We start from the raw sequence: 16,180 nt of genomic DNA, 5'->3' as shown, positions 1-16,180 counted from the left end.
GATATGAAGCATATAGCAGTGGTAGAAGATGAAGATATGATGCGGGAAGAACTGGAAGCTATATTGCAGAAGGTGGGCTATCAGACCAGCGGTATCACGGATTTTGAGAATGCGGCAGCAGCTATTCTTGCGGCATCCCCGGATCTGGTGCTGCTCGATCTGAATCTGCCGGGCATGGGTGGATTTCAGATCTGCCGGGAACTGAAGCAGAAAAGCTCCATACCGGTTCTGGTTCTGACATCAAGGGATCAGCTTCAGGATGAACTGCATTCTTTGGATCTGGGCGCAGATGAATTCCTGACGAAGCCGTGCAGAAAAGAACGCCTGCTTGCCAGAGTATCCAATGTGTTGAAACGGTACGAGGGAAGAAATAACCTTTTGGAAGGAAATGGATTTCTCCTTGACCGCCAGACCTATACTTTATACATTCATAACCAGTCTGTTATCCTGCCGCAGAATCAGGGAAAGATTCTTGAGATATTCTTAGAGCACGGATCGGATATTGTGACGAAAGAAGAGCTTTGTATCGCCTTATGGGGAACGGCAGAATTCATCGATGAAAATGCCTTACAGGTGAATCTTACAAGACTGAAAAAGACAATGGCAAATCTTGATATGCCACGGCAGATCATTCCTGTGCGTGGCGTCGGATATCGTTTTGTCGGACAGACATCGGAGAGGTAGAGATGGAACATATATCCATAAAGGAGATCGGACAGATCATAAAACAGAATAGATTCTGGCTGGGGATCATCGGACTGCTTGATCTGCTCAGTATCCTGCTGTTATGGTTGATCGATGCACAGGCATTTCAGGTGATCGCAATATCGGTAATTCTGTTCAGCCTGCTGGTATTTGTAACGGCTGTTCTTTATCTGGCAAAGAAAGAGAGAAAACGGAAGAAAGCATTTGATGAATTCCTTGCAGTGCCGGATTCCTATCATGAGGAACAACTGTTTCATGATGCGGAGAATCTGCAGGCAGAGATCAGAAGCTTCAGTCAGATATTACATGAACAGATGGATCAATGCGCACAGACGAAGTTACAGCTAAATGATTATGAGGAATATGTGGAAGCATGGGCGCATGAGGTAAAGACGCCGCTTGCCCTGTTGACATTTATGCTGGACAATCACAGAGACGAGCTATCAGAAGATGTGGTATGCAAGCTTGACCGGATCAACTGTCAGATGCAGAGATATATCGACCAGATGTTATACTATGCCCGTTTAAAGGGGGCGAGAAAAGATTACAGGTTTGAGTCGGTCGATACGGAAACCTGTGTAAAAGAAGTGCTGGAGGATTTCACACCACTGTTAGAAGAACAGAAGATACAGGTTCAGCTTGATATAAAGGAGAACACATTATTTACCGATAAACGTGGCTTCGCATTTATGCTCGGACAGTTTATCAGTAATTCGATCAAATACAGCAAAGGAAAGGATACACAGCTCTGGATCTCCTGTATCAGAGAGCAGGAGCAGATCATTTTGTCTGTCCGGGATAATGGTGTGGGTATCAAAGCCTGCGATCTTCCGTATGTATTTGAGAAAGGCTTTACCGGAGATTCCGGAGACCGGCGGAAGAAAGCGACCGGTATGGGACTTTATCTTGCAAAAGAAATGGCACATGACCTGAATGTGGAACTGGATGTTTCCTCTGATGAAGCTGCAGGCGGCTGTGAGATAAAAGTATATTTTCCGGTGGTAGAAGAATAAAAGAAAAGCAAAGAAACCAAATGGGAATCCTGTAAGTTGGGATTTTCATTTGGTTTCCTTGCTTTTGCATTTATTTAAGATAATGTTCCGGTTTTGGAACATGACAGAGTTGGATTAATGTTCCTCTTCATTAGCTGTTGTATCATCATATATATCAGATGGTTCTAATGCTTCTTCTGCTGATGAGGTTTCCAATTCTTCTATTACTGTGGTATCATATGCAATTTGGCTTTCCTGAGCATGTAGGTAGTCCAGATGAGCAAGCAACATCTTAAATCCGGTTACCAGTAAAATCGCAAGAATGCCTGTGATAACAAGTGATTTAATATAATGTGAAATATGTAATTCTTTTCGAATTGTATCAATGTCTTTTTCAGAAATATAATTGTTTACAAGTTCATGTGGGTCACCAAATTCAGTTACTAACGCCTCATAGGATATAGAAGGTCTGGTCTGAGCCATTTCTTCTATATCCTGGCGTAAGTTGGTGATAAATCTACGCTCTGCTTTGTGCATGGTAGGCAACAGATGGCGCACTTTGCGCATATACCTGTTAATTTCCCCTTTTTTCTTCGTGTTCATCTGTTTGTTCATCTCCATTAAATCTTAAAATGTCCTGAATTGCCTGATTGGTCTGGTAGTAATCATGTAACAAAAGATCTAATCGTGTTTTCCCGCTATCCTCTAAGTGATAGTATATACGAATCATTCTTTTTCCCACTTGTTCCTTATGATCAGAGATATATCCGGCATCAATTAATTTGTATAATGCCGGGTATAATGAACCAATCGGAATATCAATGACGCCATTCGTTTCCTGTCTTATGATCTGTGTCAGCTCATATCCATAGTAATCCCGTAAGCTTAACAGATGTAAGACCATTAGTTCGACGGATCCACGTCGAAAGTTGCTTTTTCGATCCATTACAACACCTCAAATTCAGGGTTTAAATATAACATATATCATTTATTTTGTAAATGTATAGAAAAACTAAAATACTATTGATATACACATTGCGTGTTATTAATATATAGATAAAGCAAAATGGGACAACAAAAGGAAAGAGAGGTTTATATGAAAAAGAAACTTGTAGTTGTGATTCTTGTTATCATCTGTATCGCAGGCATTGTTTTTGCCGGCTTTTACAGAAGAAAGCATAAGGATGTAATGCAGGAGGAAACATCTTCACAGGAAAATTCAGAAAGTGTGGAAGCGGAAGAACAGAAACGTCAGCAGCAGATCCAGAAGGATGTTGCATCAGCAGAACAGAAACATATCTTTACCATGGAAGATGGCAAGCAGTCATTTGGTGGTTTTGGATTTGAAGTGAAGAAGTTGAAGCTGTATGACAGTCCGGCGGATTTTGAGGCCGGTGAAGATTATCGGAAAGATTATAGTGATCCTGATATTAAATTAGAGGACGAAAGTATGATCGTCTATGCAGAGATTGAAGTTACAAATGAAAGTGATTCAAAACAGGCATATTATCCAAATGAACTGATCGCGGCACCGGTTAATGCAGATGGATATTCCTATGATCCGGATCTGGGATTTGAGGATGGCGATCCGGATCCAATCAAAGGCAGTTTTTCGGAAGTATTTTATGCGAACCCGGCGGAACATCCTGTCGATGCGAAGAATCCGACAGCACCTAAACTTCAGCCGGGAGAATCTGCACTGGTGAAGGTAGGGATCCAATGCGTTAGTTATGGAGAAGATGGGTCAGTTAAGCCATCTGAGTTATTTGATCCGTGTACCTGGTATCTGGGAATTCCGGGAGCAGATATAACAATGGGAGCAGCATTTAATGTGAACAAGGATACAAAGCATATTTTTATCAGGATTGATTCATAGCGTTATGAAAGGAAAAAGAACGAAGTGGATAAAAAGAAGAAAATAGCAGGTATAGCATTGGCAATTGCTGTGTTTTTAATAATTGGAGCCCGGATCTGTTATGTAACTGCACATGCCAGACTGCCGGAACAGAATGTGATCGCACAGGGAGATAGTCTGACATACAGAGGATTAACTTATCAGATCAAAGGCGCTGTTCTATGGAATTATGAGGATTATTTCAAAGAACATCCGGAATATCAGAGTTATCAGGAATCGTGGCTTACAGGAGAAAATACGAAGTTATTGATGGTGGCATATACAGTGAAGAAGCTTCAGGATCAGAATGTGTTGGAAACGATGCCTTCAATTCAGTATTTCCATGTATTTAATCAATTTGATCCATTCTTTTTCAGTGATCTGAATCCGGCATTATCGGATGGAACATTTGTATCGGGAGATACCCTTTATATTCCTTATGAAATATATAAGGAAGTCTTAACAAAAGAACAATGGGAGCAGGTGGAGAACAATCAGGTGGTATATGAGATGGTTCTCGGAACATATCCGGTGAAAAACAGATTACAGATCACAGATATAGAAATGGAGGGAGAACAGTGAGACAGGTTGTAAGCTTGGAATTAAAGAAAGCGTTCCGGACAAAAGGATTTTATATTGCGCTGGTGGTTGGATTGTTGATCAGTCTGTACCATACAGTGTGGATTTACAGATATGCTTATGCTCCGAATAATGCTGAATATGAAGAGGTTGCGGAAGCCGGGGAAATGGATAAGGAATATGGATACTGGTATGAGATTGGTGTTCTGGATGGATGGTTAGGAACAGAGCTGCAGTCACCCTGCAATCAGCTATTCTATCTGTTGCTGCCATTTCTGGCAGTGCTTCCATATGGAAGCCAGTTGTTTTCCGAATGGAACAATGGGTATGCCGGTCAGATGATCATACGATGTGGACGACGCAGGTATCTGACAGCCAGAGGGATAGCTGCATTTGTAAGTGGAGGATGTGTGATAGCAATACCATTGCTTGTTAATTTTCTGTCGATTGCTTGTTTTATGCCGATTATTGTAACAGACCCAATGGCATTGCAGTCGGTTGTACCGGGACGGGCACTTCTGGGGGATCTTGTGTATGAAGCACCGGCGTTGTATGCAGCATGGTATATTTTTATAGATTTTATCTATGGCGGTTTATTTGCACTGATGGCGCTGGCGATCACACAGTTTTGCAACAACGGGTTTGTATTGACGATCCTGCCACTGATGTTTAACTGCTGTATGTATTATGGAGTTCATAATCTGATCCCGGATATAAATGCATATAATATCAGTCTGATCCCAAATCCCGCACAACAAGGCATGAAGCTTACCTGGCATTCTCTGTTCTTATCAATGTCAGGAACGTTTCTGATCCTTATAGTGCTGTTTGCTGCAAGTAACTATAAAAAAGATGTATTAAGAACTGGAGCAATGGAATGAAAATAGAAATTACAAATTTAAAAAAGGTGATTAAGGGAGCTACCGTGCTGGATGATATTAATTATACATTCACCGGTGGCAGGATCTACGGTTTATGCGGAAAGAATGGATGTGGCAAGACCATGTTGATGCGTTTAATGGCAGGCCTGATCTATCCAAGTTTCGGAACTATACGGATCAAAGATAAGATACTTGGTAAAGATATTTCATTTCCGGAAAGTGTTGGTATGTTGATTGAGAATCCATCATTTCTAAATGATTATACAGGAAAACAGAATCTGGAGATGCTGGCTGGTCTTCAGAAAAATGTCGATAAGGCAGAAGTACGCCGGGTTCTGGAACAGGTGGGACTGGATCCGGATGATAAGAAAAAATTTTACAAGTATTCACTTGGTATGCGGCAGCGCCTTGGAATCGCGGCAGCGATCATGGGAAGTCCGGAACTGATCCTGTTAGATGAACCGATCAATGCGATCGATGCAGATGGAGTGCAGGAGATCCGTGCAATTATTCGTGGGCTTTCGGCTGAAAACCGTATCATTATCGTTGCCTGTCATGATAAATCTGAAATGGATTATCTGGCGGATGAGAAAATCTATATGTCAGAGGGAAGGATTATAAAGGAGACGGAGAATGATCGTTAAGTTTTTTCAACATGATATCCGGCAGGGGCTGGTAAAATATATTGGACGATATATTCTGGCTGTGCTGATTGGTGCGATTGCCTGTGGTATGGTCGATCAGGCCGGCGAGTACTTCTGGCAGTGGTATGGACAGAACCTGTCAATATGGGAATATGGGTTGAATCTATTTCAGGGACAAAGCCCTTTTTCGTTTACAGGAGATAGTTCATTTGGAGTTCCAATGACGTGGTTTATGCTGTATCTGTGTCTGCTGTTCTGTGTTGGAGATTATATCCGGCAGGATATGCATGGATTTGGTATGTATATGATGGTTAAGAGCAGGAAGCGTTCAATCTGGTGGTGCTCGAAATGTGCTTGGTGTATTTGTGTGAATCTGCTGTATTTTACATGTGCATGGCTTGGAACACTTGCGTATGCGTGGGCACGGTACGGAGAGATATCATTCAGGGATCATATAACATTGGCTAACATGATATATGGAACAGATTTTATAGGAGTTGGGGCATCAGATATGCTTGTGAATCTGCTTGTTTTGCCATTAATGGTTGGCATCATACAGTCTCTTCTTCAGATGATACTTACAGTACAGTACAGCAGTTCGGCAGGTATGGTTGTTGTATTTATGATGTTGGTCGTAAGCAGTTATTATGGTAGTCGTTATCTTCCGCATGGATATGCTATGATCGCCCGTTTTTTTAGTAGTGATGGAGCAGATGCACTGTCTGTCAGGTTTGGATTATTGTATCTGACCATTTGGATCATTGCTTTGTGGGTGATCGGCTATATCATTGTCCGGAAAAAAGATGTATTTGGCAGGGAATAAAGAAAGCGGGTTACTACCGCTTCCGATACTCTCCGGGTGTGACACCATATTTCTTCTTGAAGGTTCGGTTGAAGTAGGACAGGTTAAAGAAACCGCAGCTTTCTGCGATGGACAGGATGCTGTCATCGGTTGTGACAAGAAGTCTGGCTGCGATATTTAACCGGAAATCACACAGATAGGTGGTAAAGGATACACCCATCGTATTCTTAAAAAAACGCATAAAATGGGATTCAGAGAATCCACAGTAAGAAGCAATGTCCGCAATGGATATTGCTTCTTTGTAGTTTCGGTCGATATAAGACAAGATCGCTTTGGTACGATCCAGATTCTTTGCATGATTCTTTCGGTCTGAGGTTTCTGCCTTTTGCTCTGCATGTGTATACAGGGTATAGAAGAATTTAAAATAGCAGCTTTTCAGAGCAAGCTGATATCCCTTTGGAGTCGATGCACAGAGGGTATCTATCCGGTTCAGGCAGGAGGACAAGGATTCATATAATGGATCGTCACGGTCATAGATACTCTTTATATTTAATTCACCGGAGAGCAGAGGCAGGAAAAACTCACTGTCCAGAGTATCGTGGTTTCTGGATCGGAACAGATCAACAGAGAAAATGATATTTTCATATTCCATCGAATAGGAGGCATACTGAGAGATGCCGTGGATCCTTCCCGGCAGGATCAGAATGATATCTCCTTCTTCTACATAGTGCGTCGTGAAATCCAGCGTTACATTTCCTTTTCCTTTCTTAATATAGATGATCTCCATATATGGATGCCAGTGGAGTGGAACGGCATTGAAGTCGAGCGGGATCGAGCACAGATAGGTGTTGTAAGGGAAAAGCGGATCGGCGTGCGCCTTGGTCTCCATATAATTTTCATATTCTAAACTGTTCATATATATACTCCTTTCCTCGCGTCCACCTGTTTTGGTAAGATAGAATACCTCAAAGTTGTGAATGATAGAATAGTATCATAAAATGCTCTTATTATGCAAGAAATCGCGCGAAAAAGATATTAGAATACAAACCAGAACAGACATTCCGAATATACGACCTTTACCTTACCTTTACCTTTATTAAATGCAGGCGAATGGATAGCTGTTCAATAGAAAATTTAATAAAGAGGTATCAGACATGAAGAAAGCGTTAGAGCGTGGCGCAGGAATCCTCCTGCCGATCAGCAGCCTTCCATCCCCTTATGGAATCGGATCTCTGGGGAAAGAGGCATATGAATTTGTTGACAGGTTGAAGGAGGCAGGCCAGCGTTACTGGCAGGTGCTTCCGATCGGACCAACCAGCTTTGGTGACAGTCCGTATCAGTCATTTTCAGCATTTGCGGGTAATCCTTATTTTATCGATTTCGACATTCTGATTCATGAAGGTTTACTGACACAGGAGGAGGTAGATGCATATAGCTGGTACGATCAGCTGGATGACATCGATTACGCCCGCCTGTACAGACAAAGGTTTGAGGTATTGAGAAAAGCATATGGCAGATCGAAGCATGAGACATCAAAGCAGTATGCAGAATTTCTCACGGAAAATGAAAACTGGCTTCCGGATTACGCCCTTTATATGGCGGTCAAGGCAGACCATGAGAACAAAGAATGGTTAAGCTGGGAAGAACCGGTTTTAAAGAGAGAAGAAACAGCACTTCGTAAGTGTAGGGAACAGTTACACGATGAGATCGGATTCTATATGTTCCTTCAGTTCAAATTCGATGAGCAGTGGAAGACACTCAAATCTTACGCCAACCGTCATGGTATCAGTTTGATCGGCGACATTCCAATCTATGTAGCACTGGACAGTGCAGATGTATGGGCAAATACAGAACAATTTCAGTTAGATCATGATCTACAGCCTGTGTGTGTAGCCGGTTGTCCACCGGATGCATTCTCCGATTACGGTCAGAAATGGGGCAATCCTTTGTATGACTGGGATCGTATGGAGCAGGATGGGTTCTCGTGGTGGAAGAACCGGATCCGTAAATCAGCCAGTCTCTATGATGTGATCCGTATCGATCATTTCATCGGGGTTGTGCGGTATTACAACATTCCGGCAGACGGAGAACCAAAGAACGGATTCTATCTGGAGGGCCCGGGAAAGAAGCTGGTAGATGCGATCGACAGTGCCAGAGGAAATGCAAAGGTGATCGCAGAAGATCTGGGAGTCATTGTGCCGGAGGTACAGAAGCTGGTGAAGGAATCCGGCTATCCGGGAATGAAGATCTTACAGTTTGGATTTGACGGAAATGCGGAGAATGAACATGCACCGCATAATCACGAAAAGAATTACGTTGTCTATATCGGAACACACGATAATGACACATTAAAAGGATATATCGAGAATGCATCAAAGGACAATCTTACATTTATGATGAAATATCTGGGAGCGGCAGATGAGCAGGAGATCCCGGAGAAGATGATGCAGGTATTATATATGAGCCCTGCCGATACCGTTATCGTTCAGATGCAGGATCTGCTTGGAAAGGATAACGAAGCACGGATGAATCTTCCGTCTACGATCGGTACAAACTGGCGCTGGCGGATGAAGAAGGGTGAATTTACAGACGAGATCAGAGACAGATTAAGGGAATTAGCAAGAGTATATGGAAGAAATGCTGTGAAGCAATATTTTTGTAAGGAGGATATGATGTTAACAGAGATTTGTAAGAAAAAATATAATAAGACGATCAAGGAATGCAGCAATGAGGAGATCTATTTTGCGCTGCTTGATATGACAAAAGAATTAGCAGAGGACAAGGTTACAGAGGATGGCAAGAAAAAGGTTTACTATATATCAGCAGAGTTCCTGATCGGTAAGCTGTTATCCAACAATCTGATCAATCTTGGAATCTTCGATGAAGTAAAACAGGTGCTGGCAGAAAACGGTAAGAGCATCTATGACATCGAAGAAGTAGAGCCGGAACCATCTCTTGGAAATGGCGGACTCGGACGATTGGCAGCCTGCTTCCTTGATTCGATGGCGACACTCGGACTTCCGGGAGATGGTATCGGATTAAATTACCATATGGGTCTGTTCAAGCAGGTATTTGAGAATAACTATCAGAAGGAGACTGCGAATCCATGGATCGAGGCAGACAGTTGGCTGACAAAGACCGATGTAAGCAACACGATCCGGTTCGGAAACTGTACCGTTCAGTCCAGAATGTATGACATCGATGTGACAGGTTATGAGAACCGCACAAATAAACTGCATTTATTTGATATCGAGAGCGTGGATGAGAGTATCATGGAGCCGGATGGCATTAGCTTTGATAAGACAGATATCAAGAAGAACCTGACACTCTGTCTTTATCCGGATGACAGTGACGAAGCCGGTAACTTACTTCGTATCTATCAGCAGTATTTCATGGTTGCAAATGGTGCACAGCTGATCCTTGCAGAGGCAAAGGAGAAAGGTTCGAATCTCCATGACCTTGCAGATTACGCTGCCGTTCAGATCAATGACACACATCCATCTATGGTGATCCCTGAGTTGATCCGTTTGTTGATGGAAGAAGGTATCTCCTTTGATGAGGCAACGGAGATCGTAACCGATGTATGTGCTTATACGAATCATACGATCCTTGCAGAAGCATTGGAGAAATGGCCGGTTGCTTATCTGGAGAAGGTCGTTCCACAGCTTATGCCTGTGATCCGTATGCTGGATAAAAAGGTCAGAAACCGTTATAAGGATGAGCGTGTTTATATTATAGATAGAGATTCCCGTGTGCATATGGCACATATCGATATGCATTACAGCCACAGTGTAAATGGTGTTGCTTATCTGCATACCGAGATCCTGAAGAATTCAGAGCTGCATCCATTTTATGAGATTTATCCTGAGAAATTCAACAATAAGACAAATGGTATCACATTCAGAAGATGGTTATTATACTGCAATGAAAAGCTGGCAGCCTACATCACAGAGCTGATCGGACCGGACTACAAGAAGGATGCCGATAAGTTACAGGAGCTGGCTTCTTACTACAAAGATAAGAACGTATTAGAAGAGATCCTTGCGATCAAGAAGAGCAATAAGGCAGTCTTAAAGGACTACCTGAAAGAGACACAGGGAATCGACATCAACGAGAATTCGATCTTTGATATTCAGGTCAAGAGACTGCATGAATACAAGCGTCAGCAGATGAACGCCCTCTGGGTGATCTACAAATATTTTGAGATCAAGAAGGGACACCTGCCTGAGACTCCGGTCACAGTTATATTTGGAGCGAAGGCTGCACCTGCTTATACGATCGCAAAGGACATCATTCATCTGATCCTCTGCTTGCAGGAGCTGATCGATAATGATCCTGAGGTAAGTCCGTACTTGAAAGTTGTCATGATCGAGAATTATAATGTATCAAAGGCAGCAAAGATTATTCCGGCATGCGATATCTCAGAGCAGATATCACTGGCATCCAAGGAAGCATCCGGAACAGGAAATATGAAGTTCATGTTAAACGGTGCGGTTACTCTGGGAACCCGTGATGGTGCAAATGTAGAGATCGGAGAGCTGGTTGGCGAGGATAATATTTATTTCTTTGGTGAATCCAGTGAAGAAGTGATCGAGCACTATGCAAAGGCAGACTATGTGGCAAGAGAGTTTTATGAGAAGCCGGAGATCAAGAAGCTGGTAGACTTCATCGTGAGTGATGAGCTGCTTGCGATCGGTCAGAAGGAAGCTCTTACCAGACTTCATAACGAGCTGATCGTAAAAGACTGGTTTATGACACTTCTTGATGTCTGTGATTACATTCAGACAAAGGAACAGGTGCTTGCCGATTATGAAGATCGTATGGGTTGGGCAGAGAAGACTCTGGTAAATATCAGTAAGGCAGGCTTCTTCTCCTCTGATCGTACGATCGCAGAATATAATAAAGATATCTGGAAGCTGTAAAATGTGTTAAAATAAGATATATATTTCCACCATAGAAAGGCGTTGATAGATATGTACAAGATATTGATCGTAGATGATGAGAAGATAGAAAGAAATGGTATCCGGTTTCTCTTAAAAAAACTGAATCTGGAATTTGAGATTGCAGAAGCGGTAAATGGTGTGGATGCACTGGAGAAGCTGGAGAAAGAAGATTTTGATATCCTGCTTACAGATGTAAAGATGCCTTTCATGGATGGAATCGAACTGATCGACCATGTTGTGAAGGAAAAGAAAAAGCTGCGCACAGTCATATTCAGCGGATGCAATGAATTCGACTATGCAAAGAAAGCGATCCGGCTGGGTGTTATTGATTATATCCTAAAGCCGGTCGATCCAAATGAATTCAAGAATACCCTGAATAAGGTCGTAAATGAGCTGGAAGAAGCAAAGGCTTCGGACGAGCTGAAGAATAAGAGCATGGAATTCTTATATGAGCATGCGCTCTATATGCTGTTGAACGGAACGGATGTTACGAAGCTCAGACAGGAATACAGCGGATTATCGCTTGATCTGGGTAAATTCAGAAATATGCTTTTGCTGGAATTCAATCATGATTTCTTCGGCAGACGTGGAGTGGATTTCAAAGAAAATGAGAACTTAAAGTCGATTGGGATCCTGCAATATCTGAACCTGAACCAGCAGCAGGAGATCTTATTCTTAGGGGATGAGATGAATATTCTCCGTAAGGCAAATGAGATCGTAAAGATCATCAAAGACGATTATGATGCTGACTGTTACATAGCGATATCCTCTGATATCGGTGATCTGTCTGAAGTGGCAGATAAGATGGAAGAACTCGAAGTGCTGATGGAGAACAAATTCTACCATCCGGAGATCCATGTATTTTATCCGAACATGGAGGGCGAGACTCCGGGTATTATCCAGTTCGATGACGACACCTTTATGAAGCAGATGAAACAGGATATCAAGATGAAGGATGTGGAAGCACTCCGGGAGCATTTTCAGAGATTCTGTGAGAAGTACAGACATAAGACAGAGTACTCCCAGATCTATATCAAGTTCCTGTTCTCGAATCTGATGAAGGATATCTACGGAAGCATCGATGAGACAGATGAAGCAGAGTTAAATAAAGACATTGAGAAATTATATATGGCGACAGATTTTCAGGTGTTGACGGAGCTTGTCGAAGAAGCGATCCGGAGACTGGAAACCTGTTTTGCAGGGAAGACACAGACAGCACATCGGGAAGTAGAACTGGTGAAGCAGTATATTTACCGGAACTATGGAAGTGAGCTTGGAATCGATATGCTGGCAGATATGGTACATCTTGCACCGAGCTATCTAAGTACGGTATTTAAGAAAGAGACCGGACAGAATCTAAGCAAATTCATCAAGGCATACCGGATGGAACAGGCAAAGGATATGTTAGAGAACAGCATGACGAAGATCGTAGATATCAGTGTGGCATGCGGATATCCGAACGTGTCTTATTTCTGTTCCAGCTTCCGCGAGTTCTTTGGCGTGAGTCCGCAGAAATTCAGAGAGAGCGGAGGACAGGCGGATGCATAAAAAACGGATGGATAAAAGGATAAAAAGAGGGTTCCAGAATCTGCGATTATCCGGCAAGCTGTTGGTCATTTATATACTTGCCGGGCTTTTGCCGATCATGATCACGCTGACGATCACCTACCATGAGATGAAGAAGATCCTGTGGGATCGTGAGACAATGATCCTGGAATCGTATCTGACACAGACGACGGATGCGCTTGATAATGAGTTAGAGATTTATAACAATCTTTCTAATTATATATCCTATAATCAGTCGATCGCGAAGATCTTAAGCTCAGATCAGAGTACATATCAGAATTATGAGCAGGTGGCAAGTGTCATAGATCCCCTGCTTTCTTCTATTATGTATTTTCATGATGATGTAAAGCAGGTAACGATCTACACGGATGCCTGTCAGGTGAAGCACGGCAGTACGATCGCCCCTATTACGACACTTGAAAATGAAGAAGAAAATTATGGGATGGTCGGTGATAACCAGATCCACTGGATCGTGAATGCGAAGGATAAGACTGCTTATTCGTTAAACCGCATGGCCATGCTGGAGCAGAAAAAGGCAAAAGGTCTGCTCTATGTAGGGGTAGATTATGACAGCGTATTCCAGCCGTTTAATAACGAAACAGTATTTGATAATTATGGCGTTGTGATAGAGGATGCAGAAGGTAACTGCATCTTTAAAAAGAGTGTATTTACAGTAGAAAAACAGCCGTATGAATTATCAGAGGAACAGTTCTTTGCAACAGTAGGGCAGAAGAATTCCGGTTATCAGTTTATTAAGCGGGAGTCGAAGGCATCCGGTTGGAAGATCTGGATCTATAAGCCGGATCGGCTGATCATTTCTTCGGTTCAGCCAATCTTAATAATTGCTGCTGCCGCAATCCTGGTCAGTCTGATGGCAGCAATCGCATGTATCCGTATAATTTCCGAGTTCATAACGAAACGTATCAGTAAGCTTCAGAAGAAAATGCGCAATCTGGAAACCGGAAATCTTGGTATGGAGATTGAGAATGACAGTACGGATGAGATCGGTGATCTGATCAATGGTTATAACAGTATGACGAAGCGTCTGGATGCAACGATCAATGAAGTATACCGAAGCAAGATCAAAGAAAAGGAATATGAGATGCGGGCGTTACAGGCGCAGATCAATCCGCATTTCCTGTATAATTCACTGTCTATCATTAACTGGAAAGCATTAGAGGCAGACCAGGAGGATATCAGCCGTATCACGTTGTCGTTGTCCACCTTTTACCGGACAGCGTTAAATAAGGGAAAGAATATCCTGCTTGTCCGGGATGAGATCGCGAACATCAAAGCATATCTGGATATCCAGCTTACGATGCATGATGACAGCTTCGATGTCATCTATGATATCGATGATTCTATTTTAAAATATGAGACTTTAAATCTGATCTTGCAGCCGATTCTTGAGAATGCGATCCATCATGGCATAGATCTGAAACAGGATGGCAGAGGAGAGATCCGCATCAGTGGAAAAGAGGACGATAAAGATATCCGGTTTGCGGTATCCGATAATGGTGTCGGTATGACCAAAGAACAGGCGGAGCTGATACTGACTGCCGATTCAAAGGGCTATGGTGTGCGAAATGTCAATGAACGTATCAAACTGTATTATGGCGCGGAATATGCGGTTTGTATCGACAGTGAAGTTGGCAGGGGAACGACCGTCACGATCCATTTTCCAAAAGAACTGCATGCAGAAATCAAACATTCATAAAAAACCAACATGTTTCTGAAATTATTGATATATACGATGAAACGGTTCCTTTTTATAATAATGTCATAAGGTAAAGGTACTGCAAAAGTATTAAAAAACAAACAAAAAACATGACTTATTTAAAGGAGGAACGGTTATGAAGTTAAGAAAGTATGCAGCGATTGCACTGGCAGGAGCTATGTGCATGTCATTACTCGCAGGATGTGGAGATAAGAAGGATGATACATCCAAGGATTCCACAACAGCATCAAATGCAGAGGCAACATCAGGAGAGAGTACTGATGCATCTGCAGAAGAGGAAAACATTAAAGCAACAATTACAGTATGGGGACCTGCCGAGGATCAGTCACCGGATTATGGTGAATGGCTTCAGGGAAGATGTGAAGCATTTAATAAGGAACATCCAAACTGGGATCTTTCATTTGAATACGGTACATGCAGCGAGGCAGATGCAGGAAAGACCGTAACACAGGATGTATCCGCATCAGCAGATGTATATATGTTCGCAAACGACCAGTTACAGACACTGATCGATGCAAATGCAATCTCGGAGTTAGGCGGAAGCACAGCAGACTATGTAAAGTCAACAAACTCACAGGCAGTTGTGGATTCTATCACAGTAGATGGCGGAATCTATGGTGTTCCGTTTACAACAAATACATGGTTTTTATACTATAACAAGAAAGTATATTCAGACAGCGATGTAAAGAGCCTTGATACAATGCTTGAAAAAGGAAAAGTTGCTTTTCCTCTTACAAACAGCTGGTATGATGCAGCATTCTATCTTGCAAACGGATGTACATTATTCGGTGATGGTACAGATAACGACGCAGGAATCAACTTTGGCGGAGACAATGGAAAGGCTGTTACAGATTACCTTGTAGATCTTGTAGCGAATAAGAATTTTGTAAATGATGAATCCGGTGTCGGTATTTCCGGTATGACAGATGGATCTATCGCAGCTATGTTTTCCGGTTCATGGGATTATAAGGCATTACATGATGCACTTGGTGATGATCTTGGAATCGCAGCTATGCCTACAGCCAAGATCGGCGGATCTGATAAGCAGTTACTTTCATTTGCCGGTTCAAAGGCAATCGGTGTAAATCCAAACTGTGAATATCCACAGGTAGCAGTAGCACTTGCCCTGTACCTTGGTAACGAAGAATCACAGCAGTCACATTATGAAGCAAGAAGCATTGTTCCTTGTAACACAAATCTTTTAGAGAGTGATACGGTAAAGAATGATGCATTAGTAACAGCTCAGAACGATACCTTCAACAATACATCTATGATCCAGCCATTTGTACCTAAGATGAGTAACTTCTGGACACCGGCAGAGAATTTTGGTAAGGCACTCTTAAACGGTGAAGTTACACATGATAATGCTGCTGAGCAGACAGAAGCATTCAATACATCATTGAACACAGATGTAGCAGAGTAAAAATAAACAGATC

14 protein-coding genes and 1 pseudogene are annotated in these 16,180 nt (G+C 42.4%); 12 read left to right on the top strand and 3 right to left on the bottom strand.

Annotation, left to right across the window (positions count from 1 at the left end):
• The first annotated feature begins 3 nt into the window (after positions 1 to 3).
• Complete coding sequence (locus tag OCV60_RS09375) at positions 4 to 684, top strand: response regulator transcription factor (RefSeq protein WP_262530071.1); 681 nt, start codon at positions 4 to 6, stop codon at positions 682 to 684.
• A gap of 2 nt (positions 685 to 686) precedes the next feature.
• The gene (locus OCV60_RS09370) at positions 687 to 1,718 is read left to right on the top strand and encodes a sensor histidine kinase (RefSeq protein WP_262530070.1); all 1,032 of its coding nucleotides are present in this window, start codon (positions 687 to 689) and stop codon (positions 1,716 to 1,718) included.
• Positions 1,719 to 1,832: 114 nt separating this feature from the next.
• Here OCV60_RS09370 and OCV60_RS09365 read toward each other — a convergent pair whose 3' ends face one another.
• Positions 1,833 to 2,300 (bottom strand): DUF6120 family protein, encoded by a 468-nt coding sequence (locus tag OCV60_RS09365; protein WP_262530069.1) that lies wholly within the window; start codon positions 2,298 to 2,300, stop codon positions 1,833 to 1,835.
• Positions 2,272 to 2,643 (bottom strand): PadR family transcriptional regulator, encoded by a 372-nt coding sequence (locus tag OCV60_RS09360; protein WP_117785606.1) that lies wholly within the window; start codon positions 2,641 to 2,643, stop codon positions 2,272 to 2,274. Before OCV60_RS09360 ends, OCV60_RS09365 begins: the two co-directional genes overlap by 29 nt.
• Positions 2,644 to 2,793: 150 nt before the next feature.
• Here OCV60_RS09360 and OCV60_RS09355 point away from each other — a divergent pair, with 150 nt between their 5' ends.
• Genes OCV60_RS09355 through OCV60_RS09335 form a run of 5 tightly spaced genes read left to right on the top strand, consistent with a single transcriptional unit; the run spans position 2,794 to position 6,518 of the window.
• Positions 2,794 to 3,573: a hypothetical protein gene (locus tag OCV60_RS09355; RefSeq protein WP_118674772.1), complete on the top strand. Its 780-nt coding sequence runs from the start codon at positions 2,794 to 2,796 to the stop codon at positions 3,571 to 3,573.
• 24 nt (positions 3,574 to 3,597) lie between these two features.
• A complete protein-coding gene (locus OCV60_RS09350; protein WP_262530068.1) occupies positions 3,598 to 4,173 on the top strand; it encodes a hypothetical protein in 576 nt (191 codons plus the stop codon).
• Positions 4,170 to 5,051 carry a hypothetical protein gene (locus OCV60_RS09345; protein WP_118674768.1) on the top strand — a complete coding sequence of 294 codons (882 nt, stop codon included), beginning with the start codon at positions 4,170 to 4,172 and terminating at the stop codon, positions 5,049 to 5,051. Before OCV60_RS09350 ends, OCV60_RS09345 begins: the two co-directional genes overlap by 4 nt.
• On the top strand, positions 5,048 to 5,695 hold the full coding sequence (locus tag OCV60_RS09340; RefSeq protein ID WP_118674766.1) for an ATP-binding cassette domain-containing protein: 648 nt from the start codon (positions 5,048 to 5,050) through the stop codon (positions 5,693 to 5,695). Before OCV60_RS09345 ends, OCV60_RS09340 begins: the two co-directional genes overlap by 4 nt.
• A complete protein-coding gene (locus OCV60_RS09335) occupies positions 5,685 to 6,518 on the top strand; it encodes a hypothetical protein (protein ID WP_262530067.1) in 834 nt (277 codons plus the stop codon). Before OCV60_RS09340 ends, OCV60_RS09335 begins: the two co-directional genes overlap by 11 nt.
• Before the next feature lie 13 nt (positions 6,519 to 6,531).
• Here the strand turns inward: OCV60_RS09335 and OCV60_RS09330 are convergent, their stop codons facing one another.
• On the bottom strand, positions 6,532 to 7,413 hold the full coding sequence (locus tag OCV60_RS09330) for an AraC family transcriptional regulator (protein WP_262530066.1): 882 nt from the start codon (positions 7,411 to 7,413) through the stop codon (positions 6,532 to 6,534).
• Positions 7,414 to 7,651: 238 nt separating this feature from the next.
• Between OCV60_RS09330 and malQ the strand changes: the two are divergent.
• The 5 genes and pseudogenes from malQ to OCV60_RS09305 all read left to right on the top strand — a co-directional run.
• Positions 7,652 to 9,073 (top strand): annotated as a pseudogene (malQ, locus tag OCV60_RS13060) (4-alpha-glucanotransferase); the annotation flags it as partial.
• Between the two features lie 93 nt (positions 9,074 to 9,166).
• On the top strand, positions 9,167 to 11,419 hold the full coding sequence (locus OCV60_RS13055) for a glycogen/starch/alpha-glucan phosphorylase (RefSeq protein WP_334307888.1): 2,253 nt from the start codon (positions 9,167 to 9,169) through the stop codon (positions 11,417 to 11,419).
• Between the two features lie 51 nt (positions 11,420 to 11,470).
• Positions 11,471 to 12,988, top strand: a complete 1,518-nt coding sequence (locus OCV60_RS09315; protein ID WP_118674758.1) for a response regulator — start codon at positions 11,471 to 11,473, stop codon at positions 12,986 to 12,988.
• Entirely contained in the window at positions 12,981 to 14,723 is a 1,743-nt protein-coding gene (locus OCV60_RS09310; protein ID WP_262530065.1) for a sensor histidine kinase, read from the top strand. Before OCV60_RS09315 ends, OCV60_RS09310 begins: the two co-directional genes overlap by 8 nt.
• A gap of 136 nt (positions 14,724 to 14,859) precedes the next feature.
• Positions 14,860 to 16,167 carry an extracellular solute-binding protein gene (locus OCV60_RS09305; protein ID WP_021943342.1) on the top strand — a complete coding sequence of 436 codons (1,308 nt, stop codon included), beginning with the start codon at positions 14,860 to 14,862 and terminating at the stop codon, positions 16,165 to 16,167.
• The last annotated feature ends 13 nt before the right edge of the window (positions 16,168 to 16,180 follow it).

This window comes from Coprococcus ammoniilyticus (assembly GCF_025567345.1).
In the GTDB taxonomy this organism is placed as follows: Bacteria; Bacillota; Clostridia; order Lachnospirales; family Lachnospiraceae; genus Coprococcus; species Coprococcus ammoniilyticus.
This window is presented reverse-complemented; position numbering and strand designations above follow the sequence as displayed.

Excerpts from the sequence above, each read along its gene's own strand:
- OCV60_RS09375 (WP_262530071.1), top strand. The coding sequence starts at position 4 with ATGAAGCATATAGCAGTGGTAGAAGATGAAGATATGATGCGGGAAGAA.
- OCV60_RS09370 (WP_262530070.1), top strand. The coding sequence starts at position 687 with ATGGAACATATATCCATAAAGGAGATCGGACAGATCATAAAACAGAAT.
- OCV60_RS09365 (WP_262530069.1), bottom strand. The coding sequence starts at position 2,300 with ATGAACACGAAGAAAAAAGGGGAAATTAACAGGTATATGCGCAAAGTG.
- OCV60_RS09360 (WP_117785606.1), bottom strand. The coding sequence starts at position 2,643 with ATGGATCGAAAAAGCAACTTTCGACGTGGATCCGTCGAACTAATGGTC.
- OCV60_RS09355 (WP_118674772.1), top strand. The coding sequence starts at position 2,794 with ATGAAAAAGAAACTTGTAGTTGTGATTCTTGTTATCATCTGTATCGCA.
- OCV60_RS09340 (WP_118674766.1), top strand. The coding sequence starts at position 5,048 with ATGAAAATAGAAATTACAAATTTAAAAAAGGTGATTAAGGGAGCTACC.
- OCV60_RS09335 (WP_262530067.1), top strand. The coding sequence starts at position 5,685 with ATGATCGTTAAGTTTTTTCAACATGATATCCGGCAGGGGCTGGTAAAA.
- OCV60_RS09330 (WP_262530066.1), bottom strand. The coding sequence starts at position 7,413 with ATGAACAGTTTAGAATATGAAAATTATATGGAGACCAAGGCGCACGCC.
- OCV60_RS13055 (WP_334307888.1), top strand. The coding sequence starts at position 9,167 with ATGATGTTAACAGAGATTTGTAAGAAAAAATATAATAAGACGATCAAG.
- OCV60_RS09315 (WP_118674758.1), top strand. The coding sequence starts at position 11,471 with ATGTACAAGATATTGATCGTAGATGATGAGAAGATAGAAAGAAATGGT.
- OCV60_RS09310 (WP_262530065.1), top strand. The coding sequence starts at position 12,981 with ATGCATAAAAAACGGATGGATAAAAGGATAAAAAGAGGGTTCCAGAAT.
- OCV60_RS09305 (WP_021943342.1), top strand. The coding sequence starts at position 14,860 with ATGAAGTTAAGAAAGTATGCAGCGATTGCACTGGCAGGAGCTATGTGC.